At 69.1% G+C, this 23,887-nt stretch carries 22 protein-coding genes; 7 read left to right on the plus strand and 15 right to left on the minus strand.

Translation table 11 applies throughout. The features are described from left to right. Positions 1-95: 95 nt before the first annotated feature. Positions 96-875, plus strand: coding sequence for an EAL domain-containing protein (locus ABIC70_RS09010; protein ID WP_043346107.1), 780 nt, complete (start codon positions 96-98; stop codon positions 873-875). A 31-nt stretch (positions 876-906) separates the two neighbouring features. Here the strand turns inward: ABIC70_RS09010 and ABIC70_RS09015 are convergent, their stop codons facing one another. The 6 genes from ABIC70_RS09015 to ccmA form a co-directional block, all read right to left on the minus strand. Beyond that, positions 907-1,422 carry a hypothetical protein gene (locus ABIC70_RS09015; RefSeq protein ID WP_043346096.1) on the minus strand — a complete coding sequence of 172 codons (516 nt, stop codon included), beginning with the start codon at positions 1,420-1,422 and terminating at the stop codon, positions 907-909. Between the two features lie 120 nt (positions 1,423-1,542). After that, the gene (locus ABIC70_RS09020; RefSeq protein ID WP_354439484.1) at positions 1,543-2,751 is read right to left on the minus strand and encodes an acetyl-CoA C-acetyltransferase; all 1,209 of its coding nucleotides are present in this window, start codon (positions 2,749-2,751) and stop codon (positions 1,543-1,545) included. Between the two features lie 266 nt (positions 2,752-3,017). Next, positions 3,018-4,514, minus strand: coding sequence for a chromosomal replication initiator protein DnaA (gene dnaA / locus ABIC70_RS09025; RefSeq protein ID WP_043346098.1), 1,497 nt, complete (start codon positions 4,512-4,514; stop codon positions 3,018-3,020). Between the two features lie 489 nt (positions 4,515-5,003). Further along, entirely contained in the window at positions 5,004-5,270 is a 267-nt protein-coding gene (gene rpsT, locus ABIC70_RS09030; RefSeq protein ID WP_007561677.1) for a 30S ribosomal protein S20, read from the minus strand. 310 nt (positions 5,271-5,580) lie between these two features. Beyond that, on the minus strand, positions 5,581-6,249 hold the full coding sequence (ccmB, locus tag ABIC70_RS09035) for a heme exporter protein CcmB (RefSeq protein ID WP_354439485.1): 669 nt from the start codon (positions 6,247-6,249) through the stop codon (positions 5,581-5,583). Next, entirely contained in the window at positions 6,246-6,884 is a 639-nt protein-coding gene (gene ccmA, locus ABIC70_RS09040) for a heme ABC exporter ATP-binding protein CcmA (RefSeq protein WP_354439486.1), read from the minus strand. Before ccmA ends, ccmB begins: the two co-directional genes overlap by 4 nt. Positions 6,885-7,011: 127 nt before the next feature. On the opposite strand from ccmA, the gene ABIC70_RS09045 reads away from it, so the two are divergent. Continuing rightward, complete coding sequence (locus ABIC70_RS09045; protein WP_043346103.1) at positions 7,012-7,197, plus strand: hypothetical protein; 186 nt, start codon at positions 7,012-7,014, stop codon at positions 7,195-7,197. Here the strand turns inward: ABIC70_RS09045 and ABIC70_RS09050 are convergent, their stop codons facing one another. Then, complete coding sequence (locus ABIC70_RS09050; RefSeq protein ID WP_354439487.1) at positions 7,198-7,971, minus strand: RNA methyltransferase; 774 nt, start codon at positions 7,969-7,971, stop codon at positions 7,198-7,200. It lies immediately after the preceding gene. A gap of 206 nt (positions 7,972-8,177) precedes the next feature. On the opposite strand from ABIC70_RS09050, the gene ABIC70_RS09055 reads away from it, so the two are divergent. After that, positions 8,178-9,392, plus strand: coding sequence for an NADP-dependent isocitrate dehydrogenase (locus ABIC70_RS09055; RefSeq protein WP_354439488.1), 1,215 nt, complete (start codon positions 8,178-8,180; stop codon positions 9,390-9,392). A 73-nt stretch (positions 9,393-9,465) separates the two neighbouring features. Here the strand turns inward: ABIC70_RS09055 and ABIC70_RS09060 are convergent, their stop codons facing one another. The 3 genes from ABIC70_RS09060 to ABIC70_RS09070 form a co-directional block, all read right to left on the minus strand. Beyond that, on the minus strand, positions 9,466-9,645 hold the full coding sequence (locus ABIC70_RS09060) for a hypothetical protein (RefSeq protein WP_043346115.1): 180 nt from the start codon (positions 9,643-9,645) through the stop codon (positions 9,466-9,468). A gap of 2 nt (positions 9,646-9,647) precedes the next feature. Then, positions 9,648-10,271 carry an acyl-homoserine-lactone synthase gene (locus ABIC70_RS09065; RefSeq protein WP_043346116.1) on the minus strand — a complete coding sequence of 208 codons (624 nt, stop codon included), beginning with the start codon at positions 10,269-10,271 and terminating at the stop codon, positions 9,648-9,650. A gap of 163 nt (positions 10,272-10,434) precedes the next feature. Continuing rightward, complete coding sequence (locus tag ABIC70_RS09070) at positions 10,435-11,163, minus strand: autoinducer binding domain-containing protein (RefSeq protein ID WP_354439489.1); 729 nt, start codon at positions 11,161-11,163, stop codon at positions 10,435-10,437. 150 nt (positions 11,164-11,313) lie between these two features. Between ABIC70_RS09070 and ABIC70_RS09075 the strand changes: the two genes are divergently transcribed. Next, positions 11,314-11,544, plus strand: a complete 231-nt coding sequence (locus ABIC70_RS09075) for a hypothetical protein (protein ID WP_075382091.1) — start codon at positions 11,314-11,316, stop codon at positions 11,542-11,544. A gap of 38 nt (positions 11,545-11,582) precedes the next feature. On the opposite strand, the gene ABIC70_RS09080 is transcribed toward ABIC70_RS09075, so the two are convergent. Then, positions 11,583-12,020 carry a DUF3429 domain-containing protein gene (locus ABIC70_RS09080; RefSeq protein ID WP_043346119.1) on the minus strand — a complete coding sequence of 146 codons (438 nt, stop codon included), beginning with the start codon at positions 12,018-12,020 and terminating at the stop codon, positions 11,583-11,585. A 136-nt stretch (positions 12,021-12,156) separates the two neighbouring features. Beyond that, positions 12,157-15,378 carry an SEL1-like repeat protein gene (locus ABIC70_RS09085; protein WP_354439490.1) on the minus strand — a complete coding sequence of 1,074 codons (3,222 nt, stop codon included), beginning with the start codon at positions 15,376-15,378 and terminating at the stop codon, positions 12,157-12,159. 299 nt (positions 15,379-15,677) lie between these two features. Here ABIC70_RS09085 and ABIC70_RS09090 point away from each other — a divergent pair, with 299 nt between their 5' ends. Then, complete coding sequence (locus ABIC70_RS09090) at positions 15,678-17,465, plus strand: acyl-CoA dehydrogenase C-terminal domain-containing protein (RefSeq protein WP_043380483.1); 1,788 nt, start codon at positions 15,678-15,680, stop codon at positions 17,463-17,465. 171 nt (positions 17,466-17,636) lie between these two features. On the opposite strand, the gene ABIC70_RS09095 is transcribed toward ABIC70_RS09090, so the two are convergent. From ABIC70_RS09095 to ABIC70_RS09105, 3 genes are all read right to left on the minus strand, one after another. After that, positions 17,637-18,917, minus strand: coding sequence for an O-acetylhomoserine aminocarboxypropyltransferase (locus ABIC70_RS09095; RefSeq protein WP_053608749.1), 1,281 nt, complete (start codon positions 18,915-18,917; stop codon positions 17,637-17,639). A gap of 87 nt (positions 18,918-19,004) precedes the next feature. Next, positions 19,005-19,220: a hypothetical protein gene (locus ABIC70_RS09100; protein WP_043380487.1), complete on the minus strand. Its 216-nt coding sequence runs from the start codon at positions 19,218-19,220 to the stop codon at positions 19,005-19,007. Between the two features lie 35 nt (positions 19,221-19,255). Beyond that, positions 19,256-19,498, minus strand: coding sequence for a hypothetical protein (locus ABIC70_RS09105; RefSeq protein ID WP_043346132.1), 243 nt, complete (start codon positions 19,496-19,498; stop codon positions 19,256-19,258). A 664-nt stretch (positions 19,499-20,162) separates the two neighbouring features. Between ABIC70_RS09105 and ABIC70_RS09110 the strand changes: the two genes are divergently transcribed. Together ABIC70_RS09110 and ABIC70_RS09115 are read left to right on the plus strand one after the other, a co-directional pair. Then, positions 20,163-21,992: an ATP-binding protein gene (locus ABIC70_RS09110; RefSeq protein WP_502915968.1), complete on the plus strand. Its 1,830-nt coding sequence runs from the start codon at positions 20,163-20,165 to the stop codon at positions 21,990-21,992. Then, positions 21,989-23,659 (plus strand): putative bifunctional diguanylate cyclase/phosphodiesterase, encoded by a 1,671-nt coding sequence (locus tag ABIC70_RS09115; protein WP_354439492.1) that lies wholly within the window; start codon positions 21,989-21,991, stop codon positions 23,657-23,659. Before ABIC70_RS09110 ends, ABIC70_RS09115 begins: the two co-directional genes overlap by 4 nt. Positions 23,660-23,887: the final 228 nt, after the last annotated feature.

Raw genomic sequence — 23,887 nt, forward strand, 5'->3', positions numbered from 1 at the left:
TTGCGCCAATGATCCACCGGCGAGCTTGCATTAAGGTTGTGTTGAGCGCCGACGCTCATGGTGGCGGCGTCGGCGAGAAGAACCGAAAGCTGCACATGACGAAGGACTCCGGCTGCCGCGCCTGTCGCGCCGGCACCACGCTCGACTTCGATTTCACGATGGCGTTCCAGCCGATCCTCGATCTCGCAGACGACTCCGTCTGGGCCTACGAGGCGCTGGTGCGCGGCCCGAATGGGGAATCCGCCTATACGATCCTCGACCAGGTGACCGACGAAACGCGATACCAGTTCGATCAGGCCGCCCGCGTCAAGGCGATCGAGCTCGCCGGGGCGCTGTTTCCCCGCGACAGCACCACGCGTCTCTCGATCAACTTCATGCCGAACGCGGTCTATGAGCCGAATGCCTGCATCCGCGCCTCGCTGGAGGCCGCGCGACGCATCGATTTCGCCCATCAACGCATCATGTTCGAGTTCACCGAGCAGGAACGCTTCCGGGACATCGGGCACGTGAAGGACATCGTCGCCGCCTATCGGAAGCAGGGATTCCTGACGGCCCTCGACGATTTCGGCGCCGGCTTCGCGGGGCTGAGCCTGCTCGCCAACTTCCGTCCCGATCTGATCAAGATCGACATGGACGTTCTGCGCGGCCTCGACGGCGACGCCGGACGGTACGCCATCGTGTCGGGTGTGGTCGGCATCGCCCGCGCCCTCGGCGTGACGGTGCTCGCCGAGGGCGTCGAGACCGCTGCCGAACTCTCCGCCCTGCGCAGTATCGGGATCACGCTCGTGCAAGGCTACCACTTCGCCAAGCCCCTTCTGAAAGCGCTCCCCCCGGTCGCGGGCTTCGCGCCCGTGACAGCCGCGCGCGCCGCCTGAGATCGGCCTCACGCGCGCGGCCTCCCGTCGGCTATTTCGGAGCCGGAGCAGGCGCCGCGGCCGGCGGCACGGGCGGCATCGGCGCCGCGCCGGGCTTGGGTGTGTTGTCGGTCGCCGCGGCCACCGCCAGCATGTTCAGCAGCTTGGTGACGGAGTTCTGCGAGATCGCGGTCACCGAGGAGTTCGGATCGGCGTTCATCGTCTGGAACTTGAGGTATGTCGGGTCCGAGTAGATCTCATCGAGATGCTTCAGTTCGGTGAGGCTGAATTTCTCGGCGTAATCCTTCGACAGCCCCTCGACCATGAGGGCGCGCTGCTTGTCGAACTCGGTCAGGAGTTCCTTGCGCACGGCCTCGGCGCGCGCCTCCGGCATTGCCGCCACGGTCTTTTCGAGGGCGACGTTGAACCCGGTCTGAAGGTTCTTGATCAGGGTCTTGTTGACGAGGGTGGTGGCCGCGGCCACGCGGTCCGCCGCATCATCGGCGCGCGCAGCGACCGGCAGGCTCAGGGTGACGCCCAGACAGAGCGTCGCAAACAGGCGGTTCAAGGGCTTGTCTCCCGTTGTTTTATCGTCCGGCCCAGAGACGGGCCGAGCGTCGACCGCGCCTCTAGCAGCGTTCCCGGACTTTGGGGAGCGGCGGCACGCCGCTCCCGTGCACGCGATGGCTCACACCCGCTCGATGATGGTGGCGGTTCCCATGCCGGCGCCGATGCACAGGGTGATCAGCGCCCGCTCCTTGCCGGTCCGCTCCAGCTCGTCGAGGGCCGTGCCGAGGATCATCGCTCCGGTGGCGCCCAGAGGGTGGCCGAGGGCGATGGCGCCGCCGTTCACGTTGACGACCTCCGGATCGAGGTCGAAGGCTTGGCAGAAGCGCAGGACCACCGCCGCGAAAGCCTCGTTGACCTCGAACAGGTCGATATCCGACAGGCTCAGGCCAGTCTTCGCCAGGATCTTGCGGGTGACGTCCACCGGCCCGGTGAGCATCAGGGCCGGGTCCGAGCCGATATTGGCGAAGGCCCGGATCCGGCCGCGCGGGCGCAGGCCCGCGGCCTCGCCGGCCGCCCGGGAGCCGATCAGCACGGCGGCCGCACCGTCGACGATGCCGGAGGAATTGCCGGCATGATGGACGTGATCCACGCTCTCCACGTCCGGATGCGCGTCCGTCGCCACGGCGTCGAAGCCGCCCATCTGGCCCATCTGCACGAACGACGCCTTCAGGGCGGCCAGCGACTGCATGTCGGTGCCCGGGCGCATGTGTTCGTCGCGGTCGAGCAGGGTGATGCCGTTCACGTCGCGGACCGGAACGACGGACCGGTCGAACAGGCCGTCTTCCCAGGACTTCGCCGCGCGCGCCTGCGAGCGGACCGCGTAGGCGTCGCACGCGTCGCGGGTGAAGCCGTACTTGGTGGCGATCAGGTCGGCCGAGATTCCCTGCGGCATGAAATAGGACTTGATGGCGATCGCCGGATCCACCGGCCAGGCGCCGCCCGAGGCGCCGATGCCGATGCGGCTCATCGATTCCACGCCGCCGCCCACCGCCATCTCGTGCTGACCGCTCATGACCTGTGCGGCGGCGAAGTTCACCGCGTCGAGGCCCGAGGCGCAGAAACGGTTGATCTGCACACCCGGAACATGCGCGCCGTAATCGGCCACCAGGGCCGCGGCCCGGGCGATGTCGCCGCCCGCCTCCCCGACCGGATCGACGCAGCCCAGGATCACGTCGTCGACGAGGGCCGTGTCGAGCCCGTTGCGGACCTTGAGGGCGCGCAGCGCCGTCTCGGCCAGCCGGAGCGCGGTCACTTCGTGGAGGGCGCCGTCCGCCTTGCCGCGACCGCGCGGCGTGCGAACGTGGTCGTAGATGAAGGCGTCCGTCATCAGCACTCCCCGGGGCGTTGATTGTCGCCGGTCGACGACGCGGCCTTACAGGGCCGTCTGCATTCGCGCCAGTCTGCCACGGGGCGCGCGCCCCCGGCCAGTCCTGGAGGGAGGGACCGGCAGAGGGCGCGTGGCATCGGGGTCTGATGGGGCGCTGCTGGTCCGGACGCCTTCCCGATCAGGCCACGGGGGACGGTCCCGCGGCCGATCCGGAGCGAATCTGCTCGGTCGAGAGCAGGTTCGTCCGGGACGTCATGCAGGTTCGACTAGTCCTGAAGCATCCGCTTCAGGAGCTCGACTTCATCGCCGAGCACCGCGTCTTCGCCGATCTGCTTCTCGATCTTGCGCACGGCGTGCAGCACCGTGGTGTGGTCGCGGCCACCGAAGCGGCGGCCGATCTCCGGCAGGGAGCGCAGAGTCAGGACCTTCGACAGATACATGGCGATCTGACGCGGCTTCACCACCGCGGCGGTGCGCCGTTCCGACAGGATGTCGGACCGTGAGACGTTGTAGCGCGAGGCGACCAGCTTTTGGATGTCCTCGATCTTGATGCGCTTCGGCTCGCGATTCTTCACGAGGTCGCGGATCGCGCTCTCGGCGGTCTCCATCGTCACGGCGGTGCCCGTTAGCGTCGCGTGGGCCAGCAGGCGGTTCACCGCACCTTCGAGGTCGCGGCCGTTGGCGGTGATCGCCCGGGCTACGTAGGTTGCCACCTGGGGCGAGACGTCGAAGCCCGGATGTGCGGCCCGGACCGCGGAAAGCCGCGCCGACAGGATCGAGACCCGCAGGGCTTCGTCGAGGGCGGTGATCTCGACGACGAGGCCGCCGCCCAGGCGCGAGCGCACGCGCTCGTCCAGAGCCTCAAGCTCGGTCGGCGGCCGGTCGGACGCGACCACGACCTGGCGGCCGGCATCGATGAGCGCGTTGATCGTGTGGCCGAACTCGGCCTGGATCGACTTGCCCTGGATGAACTGGACATCGTCGAGGATCAGAAGGTCGATGCCCCGCAGGCGCTCCTTGTAGGCGAGCGCCGACTGGGTCTTCAGGGCATTGACGAAGCCGTACATGAACCGGTCGGCGGTCAGGTAGATCACCCGGCGGCCGGCCTCGCGGGCGGCGTGGCCGATGCCGTGCAGCAGGTGGGTCTTGCCCAGCCCGACGCCGGCATGGAGATAGAGCGGATTGTAGAGGGCGCCCTCCCCCTGGTGGTTGGCGACCCGCTCGGCGGCGGCATGCGCCAGGGCATTGGAGCGCCCGATCACGAAGCTCGCGAAGGTCAGCCGCGCGTCGAGGGGCGTGCCGCTGAGGTCGCCTCCGGCGTCGGCATTGCGCGCCTCGGCTGCGGGCGCAACGGCGGCGATCGGGATCGGCGCGCTCGTGGCGTGAAGGCGGGCGAGCGGACCGCTGGCCGGGCCCGGCTTGGCGACGCCGGCGGCGACAGGACGGGCCGGGGCCCCGGTGCCGCGGACGCCGACCTCGATCCGCGCGATCTCCTCGACCTCGGCCTTGAACGTGTTCAGGACGCGGTCGAGGTAATGCGACTCGATCCAGCTCTTGAGGAAGCGGGTCGGGACGGTCAGCCGGGCCGTCCCGCCGGCGACGGCCTCCAGCTCGAGGCGGGCGAACCAGCTCGCGAACACATCCTCGCCGAGTTCGGCCCGCAGCCGACGCTTCACCCGGGCCCAGGCAGACCCATAATCCACAGTGCCGCCGCCGCTGCGGCCCCCGTCGTCGTCACTCGCCACCGTTCCGTCGACACGCATCACTGGCTCTCCCGACGCGGCCCGCGGAAGTCCGCAGTCCGCGCGTACGCACGATTTACGCCCTCAGCGTCCCGCAAGAACCGGCGGGACAGAGTCCCCTGGACGGAGTCAACCCCACCGCGAGGAACTTTTGCCGATTGGGAGAGCCTATCAACAATTACCTACGGTTCCTTTAACAGTGGGACTTGTGGGGACGGCGCGGATTCCCATTCGGAAGTGTTCCCGGCACGGCTGAACACGGGCGCTAGAGTCTTGGCGAATCAGATTGATTCGCTTGAGTCCCGAAATCGTCGTGTTTTGCTTGTCCGGTGTCAGTTTCTGTTAAGCTACACGCCGTTTCCGGACTCTGCAATCGCGTTGATTCTTGGATAGGGTTAACGGTTTCGGCGGGCGCACGCAGCCGGCATCGAGCCATCGCGCCCGGACAGCGCGCACGAAAAAGCCCGGCGCGAAGGCCGGGCTTGAAACCGTCTCGGTGGTGCGTGGGCGTTAGGCGGCCAGCGCCTTCACGCGGGCGGCGAGGCGCGAGACCTTCCGCGAGGCGTTGTTCTTGTGAACGATGCCGTGCTGGGCGGCGCGCATCATCTCAGGCTCGGCGGCGCGGAGGGCGGCGAGCGCGTCCTGCTGGTTGCCGGTGGCGATGGCCTCCTCGACCTTGCGGACGAAGGTCCGCATGCGCGAGCGGCGCGAGCGGTTGATCGCCGTGCGCTTGGCGATCTTGCGGGTCATCTTCTTGGCCGAAGCGGTGTTGGCCATGTAAGTCCTCGTGTTTCTCGTCGGGCGATGCCGACGGGCCGGCTTGGCCGGAAATCGGTCGTCGCGTCAGGTTGTCTGGCGATGGCCGAGACGCAGCGCGCGCGAAAGCGCGGCCTCTCGGCGAAGCGGCTTCTATAGTGAGGGGGGCGCCGCGCGTCAACGCGCCCGGAGCCAAATCCGGTCACCGGCTTCGTCCACTGCCGAGGACCCGGACAGCATTCGACCGGCCCGACCGAAGACATCGGAACGAAGAAGCCGGCACTGCTGGCGCAACGATGAGTGCTGGCCGCGTTGCGCAAGAGAGCTTCGGCTATTCCGGCCAACGCAGCGCCGCCGCCGCCGCCAGCGTTCCGACCACGGCAGCGATCAACGTCAGTGCTCCGAGCACGGCCAGCGGGACGAGGAACGGCACCGTCCCCCCGCTCGCCGCCTGCGCGGCCGAGATGCCGAAGATCAGCGTCGGGATCATCAGCGGCAGAACCAGCACGGCGAGGATCAGTCCGCCCCGCCGGATCGAGGCCGTGAGCGCGGCGCCCACCGCGCCGATGAAGCTGAGAGCCGGCGTGCCGGCGAGCAGCGTCAGCGCGGAAGCGCCCATGGCGGTACCGTCGAGGGCCACCAGCAGACCGAACAGCGGCGCGGCGAGCGCGAGCGGCAGGCCGGTGGTCAGCCAATGGGCCGTCACCTTGGCGAGCACCACCAGTTCGAGGGGCACCGGCGCGGCGGTCATCAGGTCGAGGGAACCGTCCTCCTCGTCGGCCTGGAACAGGCGGTCGAGGCCGATCAGGGTCGACAGCACCGCGGCCAGCCACAGGATCGCGGGACCGATCCGCGACAGCAGGTTCAGGTCCGGCCCGAGCGCGAAGGGCACCAGGGCGACGATCATCAGGAAGAAGACCAGCGACAGGGCACCGGAGCCGCCGACCCGGCCGGCGAGGCGCAGGTCGCGGGCGATGAGGGCGAGGACCGCGCGGATCATGCCCAATCCTCGGGGACGTCGGCCACGGGCGCCGCGGCGGAAGCCTCGATGCGCAGTTCCGACGCGCCGGCGAGGCCGAGGGATTGGTGGGTGGCGGCGATCACGAGGCCACCGCCGGCCCGATGTCCTTCCATCAGTTCGGCGAGCACCGCCTGCGAGGCCGTATCGAGGGCTGCGGTGGGCTCGTCCAGGAGCCAGAGCGGCCGGGCGCAGACGAGGAGCCGCGCCAGGGCCACACGCCGCCGCTGTCCCGCGGAGAGATAGGCCACCGGCAGATCGTGGGCGTGACCGAGGCCGAGCCGCTCCAGCGCGTCGCGCGGATCCAGGCGCGGCGCACCCAGGAGCCGCTGCGCGAACAGGAGGTTCTCGCCCGCCGTGAGGGCACTCTTCAATCCGTCGCGATGGCCGACGGCATGCAGGCATTCGGGCAGGCTCGCTTCCCCGACCTCGGCGACGGCGATCCGCCCGGCATCGGCCCGCAACCGGCCCGACAGGATGGCGAGCAGGCTCGATTTGCCCGCGCCGTTCCGCCCGGTGATCGCCAGGGCATCGCCCGGTCCGAGGGCGAAGGACAGGTTGGAGAAGATGCGGCGGCCGGAGCGGCGGCAGGCCAGATTGTCCACGCTGAGCCGCACCCGATACCCCGCCCTCGCCCCGCTGCCGCGCAGCCGCTCCGCGAACCGCCGACTCCATGCCCGATTGCGCCGCGGAACGGAACCGCACGGCCCAGCTGAGCTTTCGTTCTGCAACGGAGGATTGCCCATGGCCGAGGCGAGAAACCCGAGCGAGTCCGAGGTGGCCGCGACGCCCGATGCGGTGGCCGGCCGCGCCAAGGTCGAGGCGCGCATGGCGCAATGCACCCCCGAGGAGCAGGCGGCGTTCTGGGAGGCGGTCGGCCGATGCTTCGGCGGCGGCAAGCCTCCAGAGATGAAGTCGGCCTCCGGCTGATCAGACTCCCTTGCGGGTCAGGGCCCGCAGGGCACCGCGAAACGTCCGCACATCCTGCTCGGTCAGGCTCATGCGGTGGAGCATGTCGCGCATGTTGCGGGCGATGATCTCCTTCTTCTCCGGCGGATAGAAGCCCGCCGCGTCGAGCGCGGCCTCGAGGCTTCCGAACAGGGCGACCAGCGCCTCGCGGGTCGCCGGCGGCGAGAGAAGCTCGCCCGAGAAGGGCAGCTGGGCCCGGCCGCTCGCCTGCCGCCACGTGTAGCCGACAAGCAGCACCGCCTGCGCGAGGTTGAGCGACGGAAAATCCGGTGAGACCGGGAAGGTGATGATCGCGTCGGCGAGCGACACCTCGTCGTTGGTGAGCCCGACCCGCTCGCGGCCGAACATCACCGCGGTGCGCTGCCCTTCCCGCGCCACGAGTTCGCCCATGGCCTCCTCGGGGGCGAAGACCCGCTTCATCTGCCCGCGCTCCCGCGCCGTGGTCGCCAGCACGTACCGGCAATCGGCGATGGCTTCGGCGACGCTGCCGAAGATCGTCGCCCGGTCCAGGACGTGCGTCGCACCGGAGGCCGCCTCGCGCACCCCCTTCTTGGGCCAGCCGTTCTTCGGATTGACGAGGCGCAGCTCCGACAGGCCGAAATTCGCCATGGCGCGCGCCGTCATGCCGATATTCTCGGCGAGCTGCGGCTCCACCAGGATCACGGCCGGGGCGATCCCCGGCGGGAGTTCGGTGACCTTCCTCGGGGCGTCGCCCGGCACGTCTCGGCTCGTCATGCGGGCCGTCTGACACGGGCAGCCCCGCGCCGTCGAGGGTCGGGTGACGAAGCCGGCCGGATGACAGTGCGCGCCTTCCGTCGCCGGGTGGCCCGCGCTATGTCGCGGGGCGATTCCGGCCTGGGGCGCCCCACAGGGCACTCGGGTCGACGACCGCACGGCCCTTGCATGCCGTGCGCGGGGACAACGCGGGAAGGCATCGGTCCATGGCGAAGATCAAGGTAGCGAACCCCGTCGTCGAGCTCGACGGCGACGAGATGACCCGGATCATCTGGGCCGAGATCAAGAACAAGCTGATCCACCCCTATCTCGATGTCGATCTCGAATACTACGACCTCGGCGTCGAGCACCGCGACGCCACCAACGACAAGGTCACGGTCGACGCCGCCGAGGCGATCAAGCGCCACGGCGTCGGCGTGAAATGCGCCACCATCACGCCGGACGAGGCCCGCGTGAAGGAGTTCAACCTCAAGGAGATGTGGCGGTCGCCCAACGGCACGATCCGCAACATCCTGGGCGGCGTGATCTTCCGCGAGCCGATCATCTGCAAGAACGTGCCGCGCCTCGTCCCCGGCTGGACCCAGCCCTTCGTGATCGGCCGCCACGCCTACGGCGACCAGTACCGTGCCACCGACTTCAGGGTGCCCGGCAAGGGCCGCCTGACCATCAAGTTCGAGGGCGATGACGGCACGGTCATCGAGAAGGAGGTGTTCAAGTTCCCCGACGCCGGCGTCGCCATGTCGATGTACAACCTCGACCAGTCGATCATCGACTTCGCCCGCGCTTCGATGAACTACGGCCTGGCGCGCAAGTACCCGGTCTACCTCTCGACCAAGAACACCATTCTCAAGGTCTATGACGGCCGGTTCAAGGACCTGTTCCAGAAGGTCTACGAGGAGGAGTTCGAGGCAAAGTTCAAGGCGCTCGGCCTCACCTACGAGCACCGCCTGATCGACGACATGGTCGCCTCGTGCCTCAAGTGGTCGGGCGGCTACGTCTGGGCCTGCAAGAACTACGACGGCGACGTGCAGTCCGATACGGCCGCGCAGGGCTTCGGCTCCCTCGGCCTGATGACCTCCGTGCTGATGACGCCGGACGGCCAGACCGTGGAGGCCGAGGCTGCCCACGGCACCGTCACCCGCCACTATCGCGAGCACCAGAAGGGCCGCGAGACCTCGACCAACTCGATCGCGTCGATCTTCGCCTGGACCCGCGGCCTGTCGCACCGGGCCAAGCTCGACGGCAACGACGATCTCGCCAAGTTCTCCGCGACCCTGGAGAAGGTCTGCGTCGACACGGTCGAGGCGGGTCACATGACCAAGGACCTCGCGCTCCTGGTCGGCCCCGATCAGAAGTGGCTCTCGACCACCGGCTTCCTCGACAAGGTCGACCAGAACCTGAAGACGGCGATGGGCGCCTGAACTCCGGACGAAGGGCGGCGGGCGTCCTCAGGGACGCCCGCCGTTTCGTATGGGCGGTCCGCCGGCGACCGCTTCACGCCCCGCCTGCGCGCTCCTGCGGGCTGGTCTCGGCCAGGGCCCGGGCGACCTCGAGAAGCAGGAGGTCGATGGCGGCCCGCATCAGCGGGTCTCCGACCGTGTCGACGAGTTCGCGCACCCGCAGGCACTGTGCGGCGAGCGCGTCCAGGGCCACATCCTTGCTGTCGAACATCATCCTCAAGCCACCAGGTAAGCGGGTTCGGAAACCAGGACCGAGTTGCTGTCGCCGCGGACCGCGCGCAGCTTGGCGAGGGTTCGGGCATCGAACCGGGCGGTGGCCGCCATGATCTCCTCGCCGGCGATCTGAACCGGCAGGCCAAGGGGCTGCGGGCGGAAATGCAGCTGGATCACGTGGATCATGTAGAGGGTCGGCATCTGCAGCAGCAGGCTGTTGACCCCGTGGGCGAGCCCCCATTCGACGATGCCGGTGAGCAGCGCGATCGAGACCGGGTTGACCACACGGCCCTTCGCGCGGTGCGAGCGCGCCACGCCCTGGCGGGTCCATTCCCAGATCTGCGGGCCGACCGGCCGCTCGACCTCGCAGAGCTGAGGCAGGACATCGGACAGAAGATGCGGGCGCGTTGTCGGCAGCAGCCGGCTGTAGCCGATGACGGCGTCGCCCTCCATGGCGAGGAAGTGGACTGCATGCGGCGTGTCGAACTGGTCGATCTCCCGGCCATCCGGGCGGGCGAGTTCGGTCCAGCCTTTCTCTGCCACGAAGATGTCGTGGCGCAGGCGCCAGGCCTGCTCCATCGCATCGGCGTAGCGATGCGCGTTGGCGGGGGTGACGATATGGATCACGAAGTAACCTCACGTTGGATTGACGTGGGTTTTCTTCGTTTCGCGAAGACCTGGGTACTACGAGAAACCGTAGGGTTTGCGTGCGTGAGCGCCCACCGGTCCAGACCTTGCCGGGCCCGAGCGGGTCGCGCTCGCGCGCGCTCCGGAGCCGACCGTGCCGGCCCTACGTGATCAGGCCGGCACGCAGCGCCTGCGCCACGGTGTGGGCGCGGTTGACGGTATCGAGCTTCGCCCGCGCCGAGCGCAGATGGTAGTCGACCCCGGCTGCCGTGATGCCCATGACCATACCGATCTCGACATCGGTCTTGCCCTCGGCCGCCCATTGGAGGGCCTCGCGCTCCCGCGGCGAGAGACGTGCCGGCGCCTGCGCGGAGGGGCGGCTGTTCATCAGCAGGAGCTGGCCGACCGCGTAGGTCGCCACCAGATTGACCGCGACGCGCTCGGCCGGATCGATCTCGATCCGATCCCCGGACACGCTGATCCCGCCCGGCTCGCCATCGAGGGTCACGAACGGGATCGTGATGCCGGCGCGGATACCGAAATCGCCGGCCTCGTTCATGATGCGGCTCGCCATCGGCGTGTCCGGCGGCACGGTGCTCCAGTCGAAGGGCGTCGCGCTGGTGCAGAGCCGCCGGACCGTGGGATCATGGAGCGCGTAGCCCCGCGTCACGTACCGGCGTGCCCACCCCTCCGGCATGGTGCTCGTGAGGACGAATCCGGCATGCCGCCGCGTCGGCAGGCCGGGCGTCGGAACGATCCCGGCCATCACGTACGACACCCCGTAGCGGGTGAAGGCGTCGACCAGCAATCGCGCGATCTCGTCGGGCGCCGCAGCCCGCTCCAGATCGCGCAACACGCTGAAGGTCCTGTCCAGGTGCTTCGAATGCGGCATGCCCGATCTCAACGTTGGTGCACGCATTGCGACAAATGATACATCGAGCGCAACCTGAGGATGGCATCGCCGACGCTGAAAGGCTAGGGTGGCGGCGGAAAGCTCTGCCGTTTGAATCGGTCCAGCGGGCAGAACGCGAGTTTCAACGGGATGACAGACGACGTGACCCCGCCGACGACGCGCTGGCTTCTGGAACGGATCGCAGTCACGCTGAACGTCTGCCCGACCTATTTCCTGCAGAACGATCGGCTCGCAGGGATAGAGCAGGATCAGATTGACGAGCAATCCGCCGAGGCTGCCGCCTTGTTCCGGACAATCAAGTCACCGGCACGCCGTGACGCGGTCCTGAAGCTCCTGCGCGAGATGACACGCGAGACCTGACGGCGCACGGCGCTCGTCTCCCGGTCTCCGCGCCGGCCTCATGCCGCCACGAGGAGCGCGGCCCCGGCAACCCCCGAAAGGACGAGGCGCATCCGGCCGAGCCAGAGCGGAACGAGGCCGCGGCGGGGCAGATCCTGATCGATCAGCCCCCAGGCGAGCACCAGGGCGCCGAGGATCCGCAGGTCCCAGGGTGCAGGCGCCGCCATTGCCGCCCAGGCCACCAGGGACGGCACGATGGCCACGAGATAATCGCCGTTGCCGGCATTGCGCGCCGCGGCCGCGCCCCAGCGGATCCCGCCCAGGAACGAGGCGATCACCGCACCGTAGGCCGACAGGATGGTGCGCGGCGACAGGCCGATGCTGCTCAGGCCGCCATCGGTACCGGAGACCGCGAGGGCCGCAAATCCCAGGAAGGGAATGAGGCCGGCAATGCCGAGGACGATGGCGCTCAGCGGGACAGAGTTCCGGTGCGCCATCCATCCTCCGGGCATCGGCAAGGGTTGGCGACCCGCGCGATCCGACCGCGGTCGATGCCGCCCCGCCGGAGCGTTCCCGCATCGCGGCACGGCGGTCAAGGTCGGCGCGGCTGCGGCGCCGGCTTCAGGAGAGCCGTCAGCCCCGGCGGGGCGAGGCCGTGGACGGCACCGCGCTGGGCAAAGGCGCCCCGAGCAGCGACATCGGCGGGCTGGCGGGGGCCTTCGACGCCGGCGGCTCGTTCACCGCCGCGTCAATCTTTCGCGGCTTGAAGTTGGCCGCGAGGCTCTTCGCGCTGGCGAGATCGGCGGGGCTCAGCTTGTTGGCCACGTCGTCGCGCTTCTTGCCGGCATCGTCGTCGCCCTGGCTCGCCGCGGCCGAGAACCACGCGTAGGATTGGATCAGGTCCTGCGTCAGGCCGAGGCCGCGGGCATAGAGAACGCCGAGATTGTACTGGCTGTCGCGGACGCCGAATTCGGCTCCCTGGCGGAACCACGAGGCCGCGGATGCGAAGTCCGGCTTCCCGTTGGCGACCGGGTTCTCCGCATAGAGCACCGCCAGATTGTGCATGGAGCGGGCATGACCCTGCTCGGCGGCACGGCCGTACCAGAGCTTCGCCTTGTCGAGATCGCGGACGACGCCGGATCCCTTCTCGTAATGGCCGGCGAGCTTGTACTGGGCGGGGGCGTAGCCGGCCGAGGCCAACTTCTCGTAGAGCTTTGCCGCGACCGACAGATCGCGCGGCATGCCGCGGCCGTCGGCCTCCCGGGTGGCGAGGTCCCAGATGGCCGTGCCGTCGCCCTCGAGGGCGGCGAGCTTCACCTTGGCCAGCGCCGGCGGCAGGTTCCCGAGATCGGCCTGCAGGGCGTTCATGCCGGAGACCTGCGGCACCGCCGGCTTGGCGGTGGAGTGCGTCTCCGCGGGAGCGGGATTCGGCAGCGACTGGGTCGTGGTCGGATCGGCCACGGCCGGCTTCGCGTCCGGCGTCTCCTTGGCGGCGTCCGGAGCCTTTTTCTGGACGTCGGCGGCATCCCCGCGTGACGGCGCGATCTGGCTCGCCGGGGCGGGCGTTTGCGGCTCATCCGCGCTGCGCATGGTGATCGCCTGGAGCGCGCCCAGCGCCAGCACGATGGCGGCGAGCCCGAGCAGGAGCGGGCGGCGGCGGCGATCGATTTCGGCGCGCAGCCGCGCGAGCCGCCCCGTCGTCGCGTTGGGCAGCAGCGCGGCCCGCTCGCCCCGGGTCTCCCGGCGCTCCACGGGCGCTTCCGCGACCAGCTCCGCTTGCGCGGCCTGGGCGGCCCGTCGCGCCGCGGCGATGAAGCTGGTCTTGATGTCGGTCTCAGAGGTGGCGTCGGCCGCGATCCGCGCGGCGGCCGCGTCGCCGATCCGCTCCTGCATCGGCCGGCGGGCCGACGGCTCTCTGGGCGAGCGCGGCTCGCGCGGCGGACGGCCGCTGCCGGGCTCGAGCAGGTCGTCGGCGAGGCGGGAAGCCTCGATGCCGTCCCGCCGGGGCTTCGCGCGCGCCTCGACGGGCGCGAGGGTCGCCTCCGCGCTCGTCGACGACATCAGGCGCTCGTCGAGGGACGGGACCCGCGGCGGGACGGACTCGGCCGGGCCGAGCCGGACGAGAAGGCGCTCAAGGGCCGATTGGACGCCATCGAGGGTGGCGCCGAGCCGCTGATCGGACGCGACCTGCCGGGCCTGCATATCGGCCAAGCTGGCGCGGAGGAGGCCGATCTCCCCGGACTCGGCCGTGCCGAGACCGGAACCCTGGAGAGTCTGAGCCACGGCGTTGCGCGCGGCGCGCTCCACCACGGCCTCGGTCGGGGCGGAGTCCCGGAGAGCCGTCACCTGCCGGAGCAGGTCGCCCATGGTGCGCTCGAGGCCGGCCAGCGCCGGATCGACGCTCAGCGGCGCGTCGAGGCGCCCCGCCAGAGACACGACCTGCCGCTCCAGGGCGTCGAGCCCTTCGTGCTCGGCCCGGGCGCCGACCTGATCGACCTTGTCGGCGAGGCTGCGCAGCATGGCGTGGATCGACGCCATCCCGTCCGGACGGGCGGCGGCTTCGCCGGACCGCTCGGACCAATCGTCCCGGGCGCAGAGGAGGTCGACCTTCTCCGCAAGCGCCTGGATCTGCTCCGCCAGCGCGGCCGGCGCGGCGATCTTCACGTCGCTGCGGATCTCCTCCAGGATCGGGCGCAGGTCCGGACCGGCGCTCAGGCTTTGCAACTGCGCAATCTGCGCGCTCAGCGCCTGAAGGCTCTGCGCGAGACCCTGTATCCGCTCCGGACCCGCCAGGGCACCGATCTGCCGGCGAATCTCCTCAAGCTCGGCAAACAGGCCGGCGAGGGTGCGACCATCCGGATCGGCCGCGCCGGTCGCCGCCGCGGAATCGAGGCGCTCGGCCAGGCGGCGGACATCCTCCGCGACGCGGCTGTGGACGTTCTCGGCCACCTCTTCGGCGAGGCGCTCGACCTGCGCCCGGACCTGCTCGATCGGCACCGCGATGGCGGTGAGATCGGTTCCGGCCTGGGCCCGCTCGATGCCGCTGGCCAGGGTGATGACGGCCTGCTCCAGGGCGCCGATATCCCGGCTCGTCGCCAGCTGGTTGATCGCCTCGCGCAGGCGTGTGGTCTCCTCCTGAAGCTCGATCAGGGCGGTCGACGGGGCGACACCTTCCTCGATCCGGGCTTCCAGCCGGCGCGCGAGGTCCATGCGCATGCTGGCGACGACGCCGCCATCGGTCGCGGACATCGCGGCCCCCGGCCCGGCGGTCTCGGCGAGCTCGCGCTGCCGTTGCCGGATGTCCTGGACCGCATTGCGGATGTCCGCGGCGGCGGGGCGCGCGCGACGGCCGGGCTGGCGCGTGGTGGCGACCTGCTCGCCGAGCTGGGACATGCGCCGCTCGATATCGCCGAGCCGTTCGGTCACCTGCTGGACGGGGGCCGCCTTGAGGGCCCGCTCGATGCGGGCTTCGATCTCCGCGAGGCGCCGCGCCTCCGCTTCCTGAGCGGCACGCCGCTCATGGTCGAGGGCCCGGTCGAGCCCGTCCAGGCGATCCATCAAGGCGGCGATGCCCTGGCCGTAGGCGTCGGCGCGGGGCTCCGGGTTCTCGCCGTCCGGAGCGGCGGCAACGGATCGATCCGGCGCCGCATCGGGCCGGACGGCACCGGAACCGACCTGCTCGGCGCGGTGGCGACGCCGGTGCCGCCGGTTTCCCGGCGCGGCCGATTGCTGCTGCGGCACCACCGAGGCGATCCAGGTCTCGAGCGGCACGCCTGCCCGCGCCGCCACGTCGCGCGCCGCGTCGAGCACCTCGGGATCGAAACTGTCGAGCTGCGGCATCGCGTTGCGGGTCATCGGTGGCCTGTCGTCGGCAGCGGTCGGCGTCCGTTTCCTCTGCGCAGGGCGGACCGGAATTCGGTATCCACGAACACACGCGTCGGATCGTTCGAGGCGACCATTAACTTTCTTGGTAAACACGAGGTTAAGGTTCACCGGGCCCCGGTAATCGTCGCGAGCGACCGGCGGCGTGGGACGGGTGCGCCGGTCCGGCGGCGACGGGGTCGAGCCGTTGCTCCGGAGGCGGCGGGGCGGTTACATGCGGCCAAGGCAGCGGGCCGTCTCGAGGGGCCTGCACCAGACGGGGGAAGCCAGAGATGCCGCAGTATCGCGCTCCGGTTGAGGACACGCTGTTCCTGCTCACCGATGTGCTCGGCTTTCATGCCCGGGACAACCTTGCGGGCTTCGCCGATGCCTCACCGGATGTGATCGAGGCCGTCCTGCGCGAGGGCGCGAAGCTCGCCGAGGAGGTCCTGGCCCCGATCAACCGGACAGGCGATCTGGAGGGCTGTCGCCGGGACGCCGACGGCACGGTACGCACGCCGACGGGCTTCAAGGCCGCTTACGACACCTACGCGAGCGGCGGCTGGATGGGACTTTCGGTGCCCGAAGCCTATGGCGGCCAGGGCCTGCCGCACACGCTGAACACCGCGATCCAGGAATTCGCCTCAGGCGCGAACCTCGCCTTCGGCATGTATCCCGGTCTGACGCAGGGCGCGATGGCGGCGCTGCTGGTCCACGGCACGGAGGAGCAGAAGGCGCTGTACCTGCCGAGGATGGTCGAAGGGGCCTGGACCGGCACCATGAACCTGACCGAGCCGCATTGCGGCACGGATCTCGGGCTGCTCAAGACCAAGGCTGTGCCGAACGGCGACGGCGCCTACAGCATCACCGGGACCAAGATCTTCATCTCGGCCGGCGAGCACGACCTCGCCGAGAACATCGTCCATCTCGTCCTCGCCCGGATCGAGGGGGCCCCCGCCGGCACCAAGGGCATCTCGCTCTTCGTGGTGCCGAAGGTTCTGGTGAACGCCGACGGCTCCCTCGGCGCGCGCAACGGCGTGTCCTGCGGCTCCCTCGAGCACAAGATGGGCATTCACGGCAACGCCACCTGCGTGATGAACTACGACGGCGCGACCGGCTGGCTCGTGGGCCAGGAGAACCGCGGCCTCAACGCCATGTTCGTGATGATGAACGAGGCGCGGCTCGCCGTGGGCGTCCAGGGGCTCGGGCAGTCCGAGGTCGCCTACCAGAACGCCGCCGCCTACGCGAAGGATCGCCTCCAGGGCCGGGCGCTGACCGGCGCGAAGGCGCCCGACAAAGCCGCCGACCCGATCATCGTCCATCCGGACGTGCGCCGCACGCTGATGCAGATCCGCGCGTTCAACGAAGCGGCCCGCGCCCTCATGCTCTGGACGGCGCTCCAGGCCGACATCCTGCACCGTTCCGAGGATGCCCGGGAGCGGCAGGCGGCCGACGATTATCTCGGCCTCATGACGCCGGTGGTGAAGGGCGTGTTCACCGATCGCGGCTTCGCCAATGCGGTCGAGGCCCAGCAGCTGCTCGGCGGCCACGGCTACATCGAGGAATGGGGCATGTCGCAGTTCGTGCGCGATGCCCGCATCGCCATGATCTACGAGGGCGCCAACGGCATCCAGGCGATGGACCTGATCGGCCGCAAGCTGCCGAAGGATGGCGGCCGGGCGATGATGACCTTCCTGGGCGAGGTCCAGACCTTCCTGAAGGACCACGGCGAGGATCCCGCGATGGCGCCGTTCACCCAGCCGCTCCAGGCCGGGCTGAACGATCTCCAGGGCGCGGTGATGTGGCTGATGCAGAACGCCTTCGCCAAGCCCGACAATGCCGGGGCCGGCGCAACCGACTTCATGCACCTCTTCGGCCTCGTGGCCCTGGGCTACATGTGGGCGCGGATCGCCAAGGCCGCCCAGGCCAAGCATGCCGAGGCGCCCTCCCCGCGCTGGGAGTCGAAGCTGACGAGCGGCCGGTTCTACATGGAGCGGATGCTGCCGGAGACTGCCCTGCGCCTGGCCCGCATCAAGGCCGGTGCGGACAGCACGATGGCGCTGGCGGCGGACGCGTTCTGAGCGTCCCACGGGCCGTCGCGCCAGAGCGCGGCGGCTGGCAACGTGGCGTCCCAGCCTTTGCGAGCGTCGCGAAGCAAACCAGCCGTGCGACGCTGACCCAGTGCCCGCTGCCCTCGGTCGCCGCGCCGCGCGCGCGACGGCGGGCGAGCCGGCTCGCGGCGCGGGACGGTGTCAGCCCTCGAGCGCGGCGTCGAGATCGTCGATCAGGTCCGCCGGATCTTCCAGGCCGATCGACAGGCGCACCACTTCCGGCCCCGCCCCGGCGGCGGTCTTCTGCGCGTCGGTGAGCTGGCGGTGCGTTGTCGAGGCCGGATGGATGATCAGCGACCGGGTGTCGCCGATATTGGCGAGGTGCGAGAACAGCTGGAGGTTCGAGACCAGCTTCACGCCCGCCTCGTAGCCGCCCTTCAGACCGAAGGTGAACACGGCACCGGCGCCCTTCGGCGTGTAGCGCTTGGCCAGCGCATGGTAACGATCGGTCTCCAGCCCCGGGTAGCTCACCCAGGACACGGCCTCGTGCTTGGACAAATGGGTGGCCACCGTCAGCGCGTTGTCGGAATGGCGCTGCATGCGCAGCGGCAGAGTCTCGATGCCGTTGAGGATCAGGAAGGCGTTGAACGGCGAGAGCGCCGGACCGAGGTCGCGCAGGCCCAGCACCCGGCAGGCGATGGCGAAGCCGAAATTGCCGAAGGTCTCGGCCAGCACCATGCCGGAATATTCCGGCCGCGGCTGGCTCATCATCGGGTAGCGCGCATCGCCCGCCCATTGGAACGAGCCGCCGTCGACGATCAGGCCGCCGATCGAATTGCCGTGGCCGCCGAGGAACTTCGTCGCCGAATGGACGACGATGTCGGCGCCGTGCTCGAAGGGCCGGATCAGGTACGGCGTCGCCATGGTGTTGTCGACGACGAGCGGGATGTTGTGCTTCTTGGCGATCTGCGACAGCGCCGCGATGTCGGTGATGACGCCGCCGGGATTGGCGATGGATTCGCAGAAGATCGCCTTGGTGCGCGGCGTGATCGCCGCCTCGAAGGAGGCGGGATCGTCGTTGTCGGCCCAGGCCACCGACCAGCCGAAGTTCTTGTACGAGTGATTGAACTGGTTGATCGACCCGCCGTAGAGCTTGTTCGAGGCCACGAACTCGTCGCCCGGCTGCATCAGGGCGTGCATGGTCAGGAACTCGGCCGCGTGGCCGGAGGCGACCGCCAGGGCGGCGGTCCCGCCTTCCAGGGCCGCGATGCGCTCCTCCAGCACCGCGTTCGTCGGGTTGGTGATCCGCGTGTAGATGTTGCCGAAGGCCTGGAGCCCGAACAGCGACGCGGCGTGATCGACATCGTCGAACACGAAGCTGGTGGTCTGGTAGATCGGCGTTGCGCGCGCGCCCGTGGCGGCGTCGGGGGCGGCGCCCGCATGGATCGCCAGCGTGTTGAAGCCGGGCAGGCGGTCGGACATCGTCGGGTCTCCTCAGAGCACCCGAGCCTGTACGCCCGCCCGGGAGTTCGGCGCAAGGCTCCGCGAGGGCTGACGCGCCGGAGTCGGTTAGGCCTCCGGCCTGGGGCCGATGTCCATATGGGGCTGGCCCGCATCGACCAGGGCCCGATCCACGGCTTCGATGGCCAGCAGCGTCCGGGTCAGATCCTCCGCCATGGAGATCGGCGCCACGTCGAGACCGCCCAGGCGCCGGGCGATGGCATTCCGCTGGCGCGCCAGCGCGGCGCGGGCCCGGTTCAGCTCCTCGATCTCTTCGATGGTCATCCGCGCGTCCTCTCCTCGACTCAGCGACACCGTCATCAACTCCCCGGCGTCCAGTCGATATTCGGTCGCTGGGCCAGCATGCGCTCGAAGTAGTTGGCGACGGCCTGCGCCCCGTCGGTGTGCATCATTGCCACGGGATGCGCGAGATAGGCGCGGGCGAGATCGAGGGGAATGCGTCCGCCCTGGAGCGCGTTCAGCACCTCGTCGATGAAGGCGTCGTTGGCCTCGTTGAAATCGCTGGACAGCTTCTTGCGGTCATTGATGGCCTTGATCGGCATGCAGACTTCCTGTTGCTCGGTGCCGGTGTAGCATCCGGTCGACGGGTTCGGCCCGGATCGCGGCGCGATATGGTCTGACGCGGCAAGACGGCGCAAATCGCGTGCGGGCCCGCACGGTTCGGTAACCCTCCGCGATCGTCGCATGGAGCGGATTGCTGCGCTGCGGCGTTACAGCTCTATGTCGATCGAAACAATGCACTCCCATACGGTCGAAATCGTCCCGTGCAGGGACGATCCCCGGTGCTTCCGATGGATCATCCGCAGCCACGGCGGCACGGTCGTCGAAAAGTCGCCCTACGCCTTCGTAACGCGGAACGGAGCCCGCATTTCCGGCGAGTGCTGGATGCGTGAGCATTTCGGCGACGGGCAGGCCGCCTAGCTGTGCGCCCGACATCCGCGATCGACCGCACCGTCCGATAGTCTCGGTGAGGTGGCCGTCTTTCAGGCTGCGTCCAATACCCGGAATGCCTGAGACACCGAGATCGCGAAGGGTGGCGGCCGCCCGTACCCCGAGCCGATGCACAGGACGCACGCAACCTGGGCGATAATACTGAGACAAAAAGCATCGGTTAAGCATTACGCTTTTGCGCGAATTCCTTTGTCAGAACTTTAATGACCACCCTGCAGTATCGTGTCGATTCTGTTTCAGAGCAGGGCGCGGATGATGCTGAGCGGCGACGGGACGTTCCGGGACGACGAGTCCGCGTCGCAGATGGGGTCTGTGACTTCCATCGAGGGGTCGAAGGTTCATCTTGAGCTCGGGCTCCGGAACGGGCGACCGAGCGTGAGGGTCACGGTCGGCAATCTGGTCCGGATCCGTGCGGGCGGGGCCATCCTCGTGGGCATCGTCACGACGTTGGCCTCGGCCCACGAGCGCGGGCGAGAACCCGGGGCCTTTGCGAGCCTCGACCTGCTCGGCCAGATCATCGAGACGAACGGGGTGCCTGGATTCTGCCGGGGCGTGACCTGCTACCCGGCGATCGGCGACACGGTCGAGCTGCTGTCCCCCTCCGAACTGCGAATCGTCCACCAAGTGTCTGTGGCCAACACGGCGGCCGTCGGGGCGCTCTACCAAGACCCCGAAACCCCCGCCTGCATCAAACTCGACGACCTTCTCTCCAAGCACTTCGCCGTTCTCGGCGCCACGGGGGTCGGCAAGTCGAGCGGCGTGACCATCATCTTGGACGAGGTGATGCGCGCCAAGCCGGCAGTGCGCATCTTCCTGCTGGACGTACACAATGAATACGCCGCCAGCTTCGGCGACCGCGCGAGCGTGATCAATCCACGGACGCTCAAGCTGCCGTTCTGGCTGTTCAACCTCGAAGAGATCGCCGACGTGATCTACGGCGGGCGTCCAGCCGTGGACGAGGAGATCGAGATCCTCGCCGAAGTCATCCCGCTCGCGAAGAGCAAGTACGCCCAGTACAAGGAGGCGAGCGACCGGCAGATCGTGAAGCGGACACTGGGCAAGGCCGGCGGCTACACGATCGACACGCCCGTGCCCTACGTGCTCCAGGACCTGATTGCCCTCATTGACGAGCGGATGGGCCGGCTGGAGAATCGCGTCTCCCGGATGCACTATCACCGTCTGATCACGCGGATCGAGGCGATCCGGAACGATCCGCGGCACGGCTTCATGTTCGACAACGCCAATGTCGGCGGCGACATGATGGGCGAGATCCTGGCGCACCTGTTCCGCCTCGATCCGGATGGGCGGCCGATGACGATCATGCAGCTCGCCGGGCTGCCGAGCGAGGTGGTGGACGCCGTCGTCTGCGTCCTGTCCCGCCTGGCGTTCGAGTTCGGCATCTGGAGCGAGGGCGCGATCCCGCTGCTGTTCGTGTGCGAGGAGGCGCATCGCTTCGCCTCGGCCGATCGCTCCGTCGGCTTCACGCCGACCCGCCGCGCCCTGTCGCGGATCGCCCGCGAGGGCCGGAAACATGGCGTCCATCTGGGCTTGGTCACGCAGCGTCCGGCCGAACTCGACGCGACTATCATGTCGCAATGCAGCACCCTGTTCGCCATGCGGATGACGAACGCGCGCGATCAGGCCTTCCTGGCCGCAGCGGTATCGGACGCCAGCAACCTGCTCACCTTCATCCCGTCGCTCGGGACGGGCGAGGTCATTGCCTTCGGTGAAGGCGTTCCGATCCCGGTCCGGATGACGTTCCGGCGCCTCCCGTCGATCCGCCAGCCGCGCAACGACACGAGCGGCGCCGCGGTGGGGGACGGCGCGGCGGTCGCCGGCGCCGGCTTCATCGGTGCCGTCGTGGAGCGGTGGCGGGGCGCGACCATGAACAAGGTCGGCGGCCAAGACCACGATCCGATCGGCGCCGTGCGTCTCGGACGCGAGACGGGTCCGGAGGGGGCTCAGGGCGCAGCGCTCGATCACGTGCATCGTCGGCTGCTCCGCCGTCCCCTCGACGCCGGCGACACCGTCTCGCAGGCCGGACCACACGCTGCCACGCCGCTCTGGCAGCAGGGCGGAGTATGAGCGCCCCGACTTCCCCGACGCCTCAGACCCTGCTCGAAGCCGTGATCCAGACGCTCCCCGTGGGCGTCGTGGTCTTCGACGAGCAGGGAGGGTGCACCCTGGCCAATGCCGCCGCGCGCGCTCTCGGCGACAGGGCCGTCCACGCGCTCGCCGCCGCGGCGGGCTCGTCTCGGGAGGCCGCGCATGTCGAGGCCATCGGCGATCGTGTCGTCGAGGTGCGCACCCACCCGGTCACGGAGGATCACGGCAGCTTCACGCTCACCACGGTCACCGATGTCACGCGTCATCACAGGATTCAGCGGGAGCTGATCACCAAGGCCTTCATCGACGCCCTGACCGGGCTTCCCAACCGGACGATGTTCGAGCAAAGCATCGGCGAGGTCCTGGCCGGTTCACGACCCGGGGACCGTTTTGCCCTGGCCTTTATCGATCTCGATAACTTCAAGCACATCAACGACTATTACAGTCACGCCGCGGGCGACGCCCTGCTGCGCAAGATGTCCGACCGGATCCGCGCGACGTTGCGCCCGAGCGACCTGCTGGCCCGCATCGGCGGCGACGAGTTCGTGCTCTTGCTCGATCCCGTCCTCGATCGGGACGACGCGCTGGCAGCCGTGCGCGCCATCTCGGAGCGGCTCAAGCAGCCGTTCTTCATCGACGGGCACGAGATCTTCGCCTCCGCCTCCATCGGCGTGAGCCTGTTCCCGGACCACGGCGACACCTATGAGGTCCTCGCCCGGCAGGCCGACAACGCCATGTACCGGGTAAAGGGCGAGTTGAAGGGCGGCGTCAGCCTGTTCGACGACGCGATGAGCCAGGCGGCGACGGCCCGGATGGCTGTGGAGCAGCGGCTCCGGCTGGCGATCCGCGACCGCTGCTTCTGCTGCGCCTTTCAGCCGAAGGTCGACATGCGCACCCATGCCGTCACCGGCGTCGAGGTGCTTCTGCGCTGGCGGGACGAACTCGGCATGATCCAGGCGCCGGGCGATTTCATCGCCCTCGCCATCGAGCTCGGCCTGATCAACGAGATCACGCTCCAAGTCCTGGCCGAGACCGTTCGGTCGATGCCCGATATCGATGAGGTGTTTGGCCCGGACGTCACCGTGAGCCTCAACATCGCCGCGAAGCAGGCCTGCGATGTGCCCTTCATGACCGCCTTCTGTGCCTCCCTCGGCGAGACCGGGCTCGCGGAGCGCTTCGTCTTGGAGCTGACCGAGGAGGCCTTCTTCACGGCAGGCCGCTTCCAGCGCGACGTGCTCCCGCGGATCCGGGCGATCGGAGCGCGGGTCTCGATCGACGATTTCGGCGTCGGCTACTCGTCGCTGTCGGCCTTGGCGGACATCACCGCTGACGAGTTGAAAATCGATCGCTCCTTCATCACCGACATCGACAAGCGACCGCGCAGCCAGATCGTCCTGAAGGCGATCGAGTCGCTCGGCGCGGCGCTCGGCATGTCGGTGGTGGCCGAAGGCGTCGAGACCTACGAGGAGGTCGCCTACCTTCTCGGGGCGACGCAGATCCGCTGCGCGCAGGGCTATTACTTCGCTCGCCCGCTCCTGCTCGATCAGATCGGTCAGGTGGAGCCGCGCCTGTCCGGATCACGCCATCCTTCGCCGCGCAGCCGCGCCTCGGAGTTGCGGATGCCCAGTCTGCTGCGGCGGGCGTAAAAGGCCACAGGCCGCGGAGGCCATCCTCTCACGGTGGCAGAACGCTGCCGGGACAGACTGGAATGACCCGGCTCCGTCGCGAGACGGATTCCGGCGCGGCTTGAGGGGCATGATCGCCCCGCGTTCACGCCGACGGCCGGAATCTTCATCCGGCGGATCGTCACCTGGCCAGCGGCGATTCCGATCGCCTCTCCCCGGCTACCCCCACGGACCGCGTCGGCAGGGCCG

Origin of the sequence: Methylobacterium sp. 1973, assembly GCF_040545035.1 — a bacterium.
Classification (GTDB): domain Bacteria; phylum Pseudomonadota; class Alphaproteobacteria; order Rhizobiales; family Beijerinckiaceae; genus Methylobacterium; species Methylobacterium fujisawaense.

Bases quoted from the DNA above. Each gene is read 5' to 3' on its own strand.
- ABIC70_RS09010 (WP_043346107.1), top strand. From the start codon at position 96: ATGACGAAGGACTCCGGCTGCCGCGCCTGTCGCGCCGGCACCACGCTC.
- ABIC70_RS09020 (WP_354439484.1), bottom strand. From the start codon at position 2,751: ATGACGGACGCCTTCATCTACGACCACGTTCGCACGCCGCGCGGTCGC.
- dnaA (WP_043346098.1), bottom strand. From the start codon at position 4,514: ATGCGTGTCGACGGAACGGTGGCGAGTGACGACGACGGGGGCCGCAGC.
- rpsT (WP_007561677.1), bottom strand. From the start codon at position 5,270: ATGGCCAACACCGCTTCGGCCAAGAAGATGACCCGCAAGATCGCCAAG.
- ccmB (WP_354439485.1), bottom strand. From the start codon at position 6,249: ATGATCCGCGCGGTCCTCGCCCTCATCGCCCGCGACCTGCGCCTCGCC.
- ABIC70_RS09045 (WP_043346103.1), top strand. From the start codon at position 7,012: ATGGCCGAGGCGAGAAACCCGAGCGAGTCCGAGGTGGCCGCGACGCCC.
- ABIC70_RS09050 (WP_354439487.1), bottom strand. From the start codon at position 7,971: ATGACGAGCCGAGACGTGCCGGGCGACGCCCCGAGGAAGGTCACCGAA.
- ABIC70_RS09055 (WP_354439488.1), top strand. From the start codon at position 8,178: ATGGCGAAGATCAAGGTAGCGAACCCCGTCGTCGAGCTCGACGGCGAC.
- ABIC70_RS09060 (WP_043346115.1), bottom strand. From the start codon at position 9,645: ATGATGTTCGACAGCAAGGATGTGGCCCTGGACGCGCTCGCCGCACAG.
- ABIC70_RS09070 (WP_354439489.1), bottom strand. From the start codon at position 11,163: ATGCCGCATTCGAAGCACCTGGACAGGACCTTCAGCGTGTTGCGCGAT.
- ABIC70_RS09075 (WP_075382091.1), top strand. From the start codon at position 11,314: ATGACAGACGACGTGACCCCGCCGACGACGCGCTGGCTTCTGGAACGG.
- ABIC70_RS09080 (WP_043346119.1), bottom strand. From the start codon at position 12,020: ATGGCGCACCGGAACTCTGTCCCGCTGAGCGCCATCGTCCTCGGCATT.
- ABIC70_RS09085 (WP_354439490.1), bottom strand. From the start codon at position 15,378: ATGACCCGCAACGCGATGCCGCAGCTCGACAGTTTCGATCCCGAGGTG.
- ABIC70_RS09090 (WP_043380483.1), top strand. From the start codon at position 15,678: ATGCCGCAGTATCGCGCTCCGGTTGAGGACACGCTGTTCCTGCTCACC.
- ABIC70_RS09095 (WP_053608749.1), bottom strand. From the start codon at position 18,917: ATGTCCGACCGCCTGCCCGGCTTCAACACGCTGGCGATCCATGCGGGC.
- ABIC70_RS09100 (WP_043380487.1), bottom strand. From the start codon at position 19,220: ATGACCATCGAAGAGATCGAGGAGCTGAACCGGGCCCGCGCCGCGCTG.
- ABIC70_RS09105 (WP_043346132.1), bottom strand. From the start codon at position 19,498: ATGCCGATCAAGGCCATCAATGACCGCAAGAAGCTGTCCAGCGATTTC.
- ABIC70_RS09110 (WP_502915968.1), top strand. From the start codon at position 20,163: ATGCTGAGCGGCGACGGGACGTTCCGGGACGACGAGTCCGCGTCGCAG.
- ABIC70_RS09115 (WP_354439492.1), top strand. From the start codon at position 21,989: ATGAGCGCCCCGACTTCCCCGACGCCTCAGACCCTGCTCGAAGCCGTG.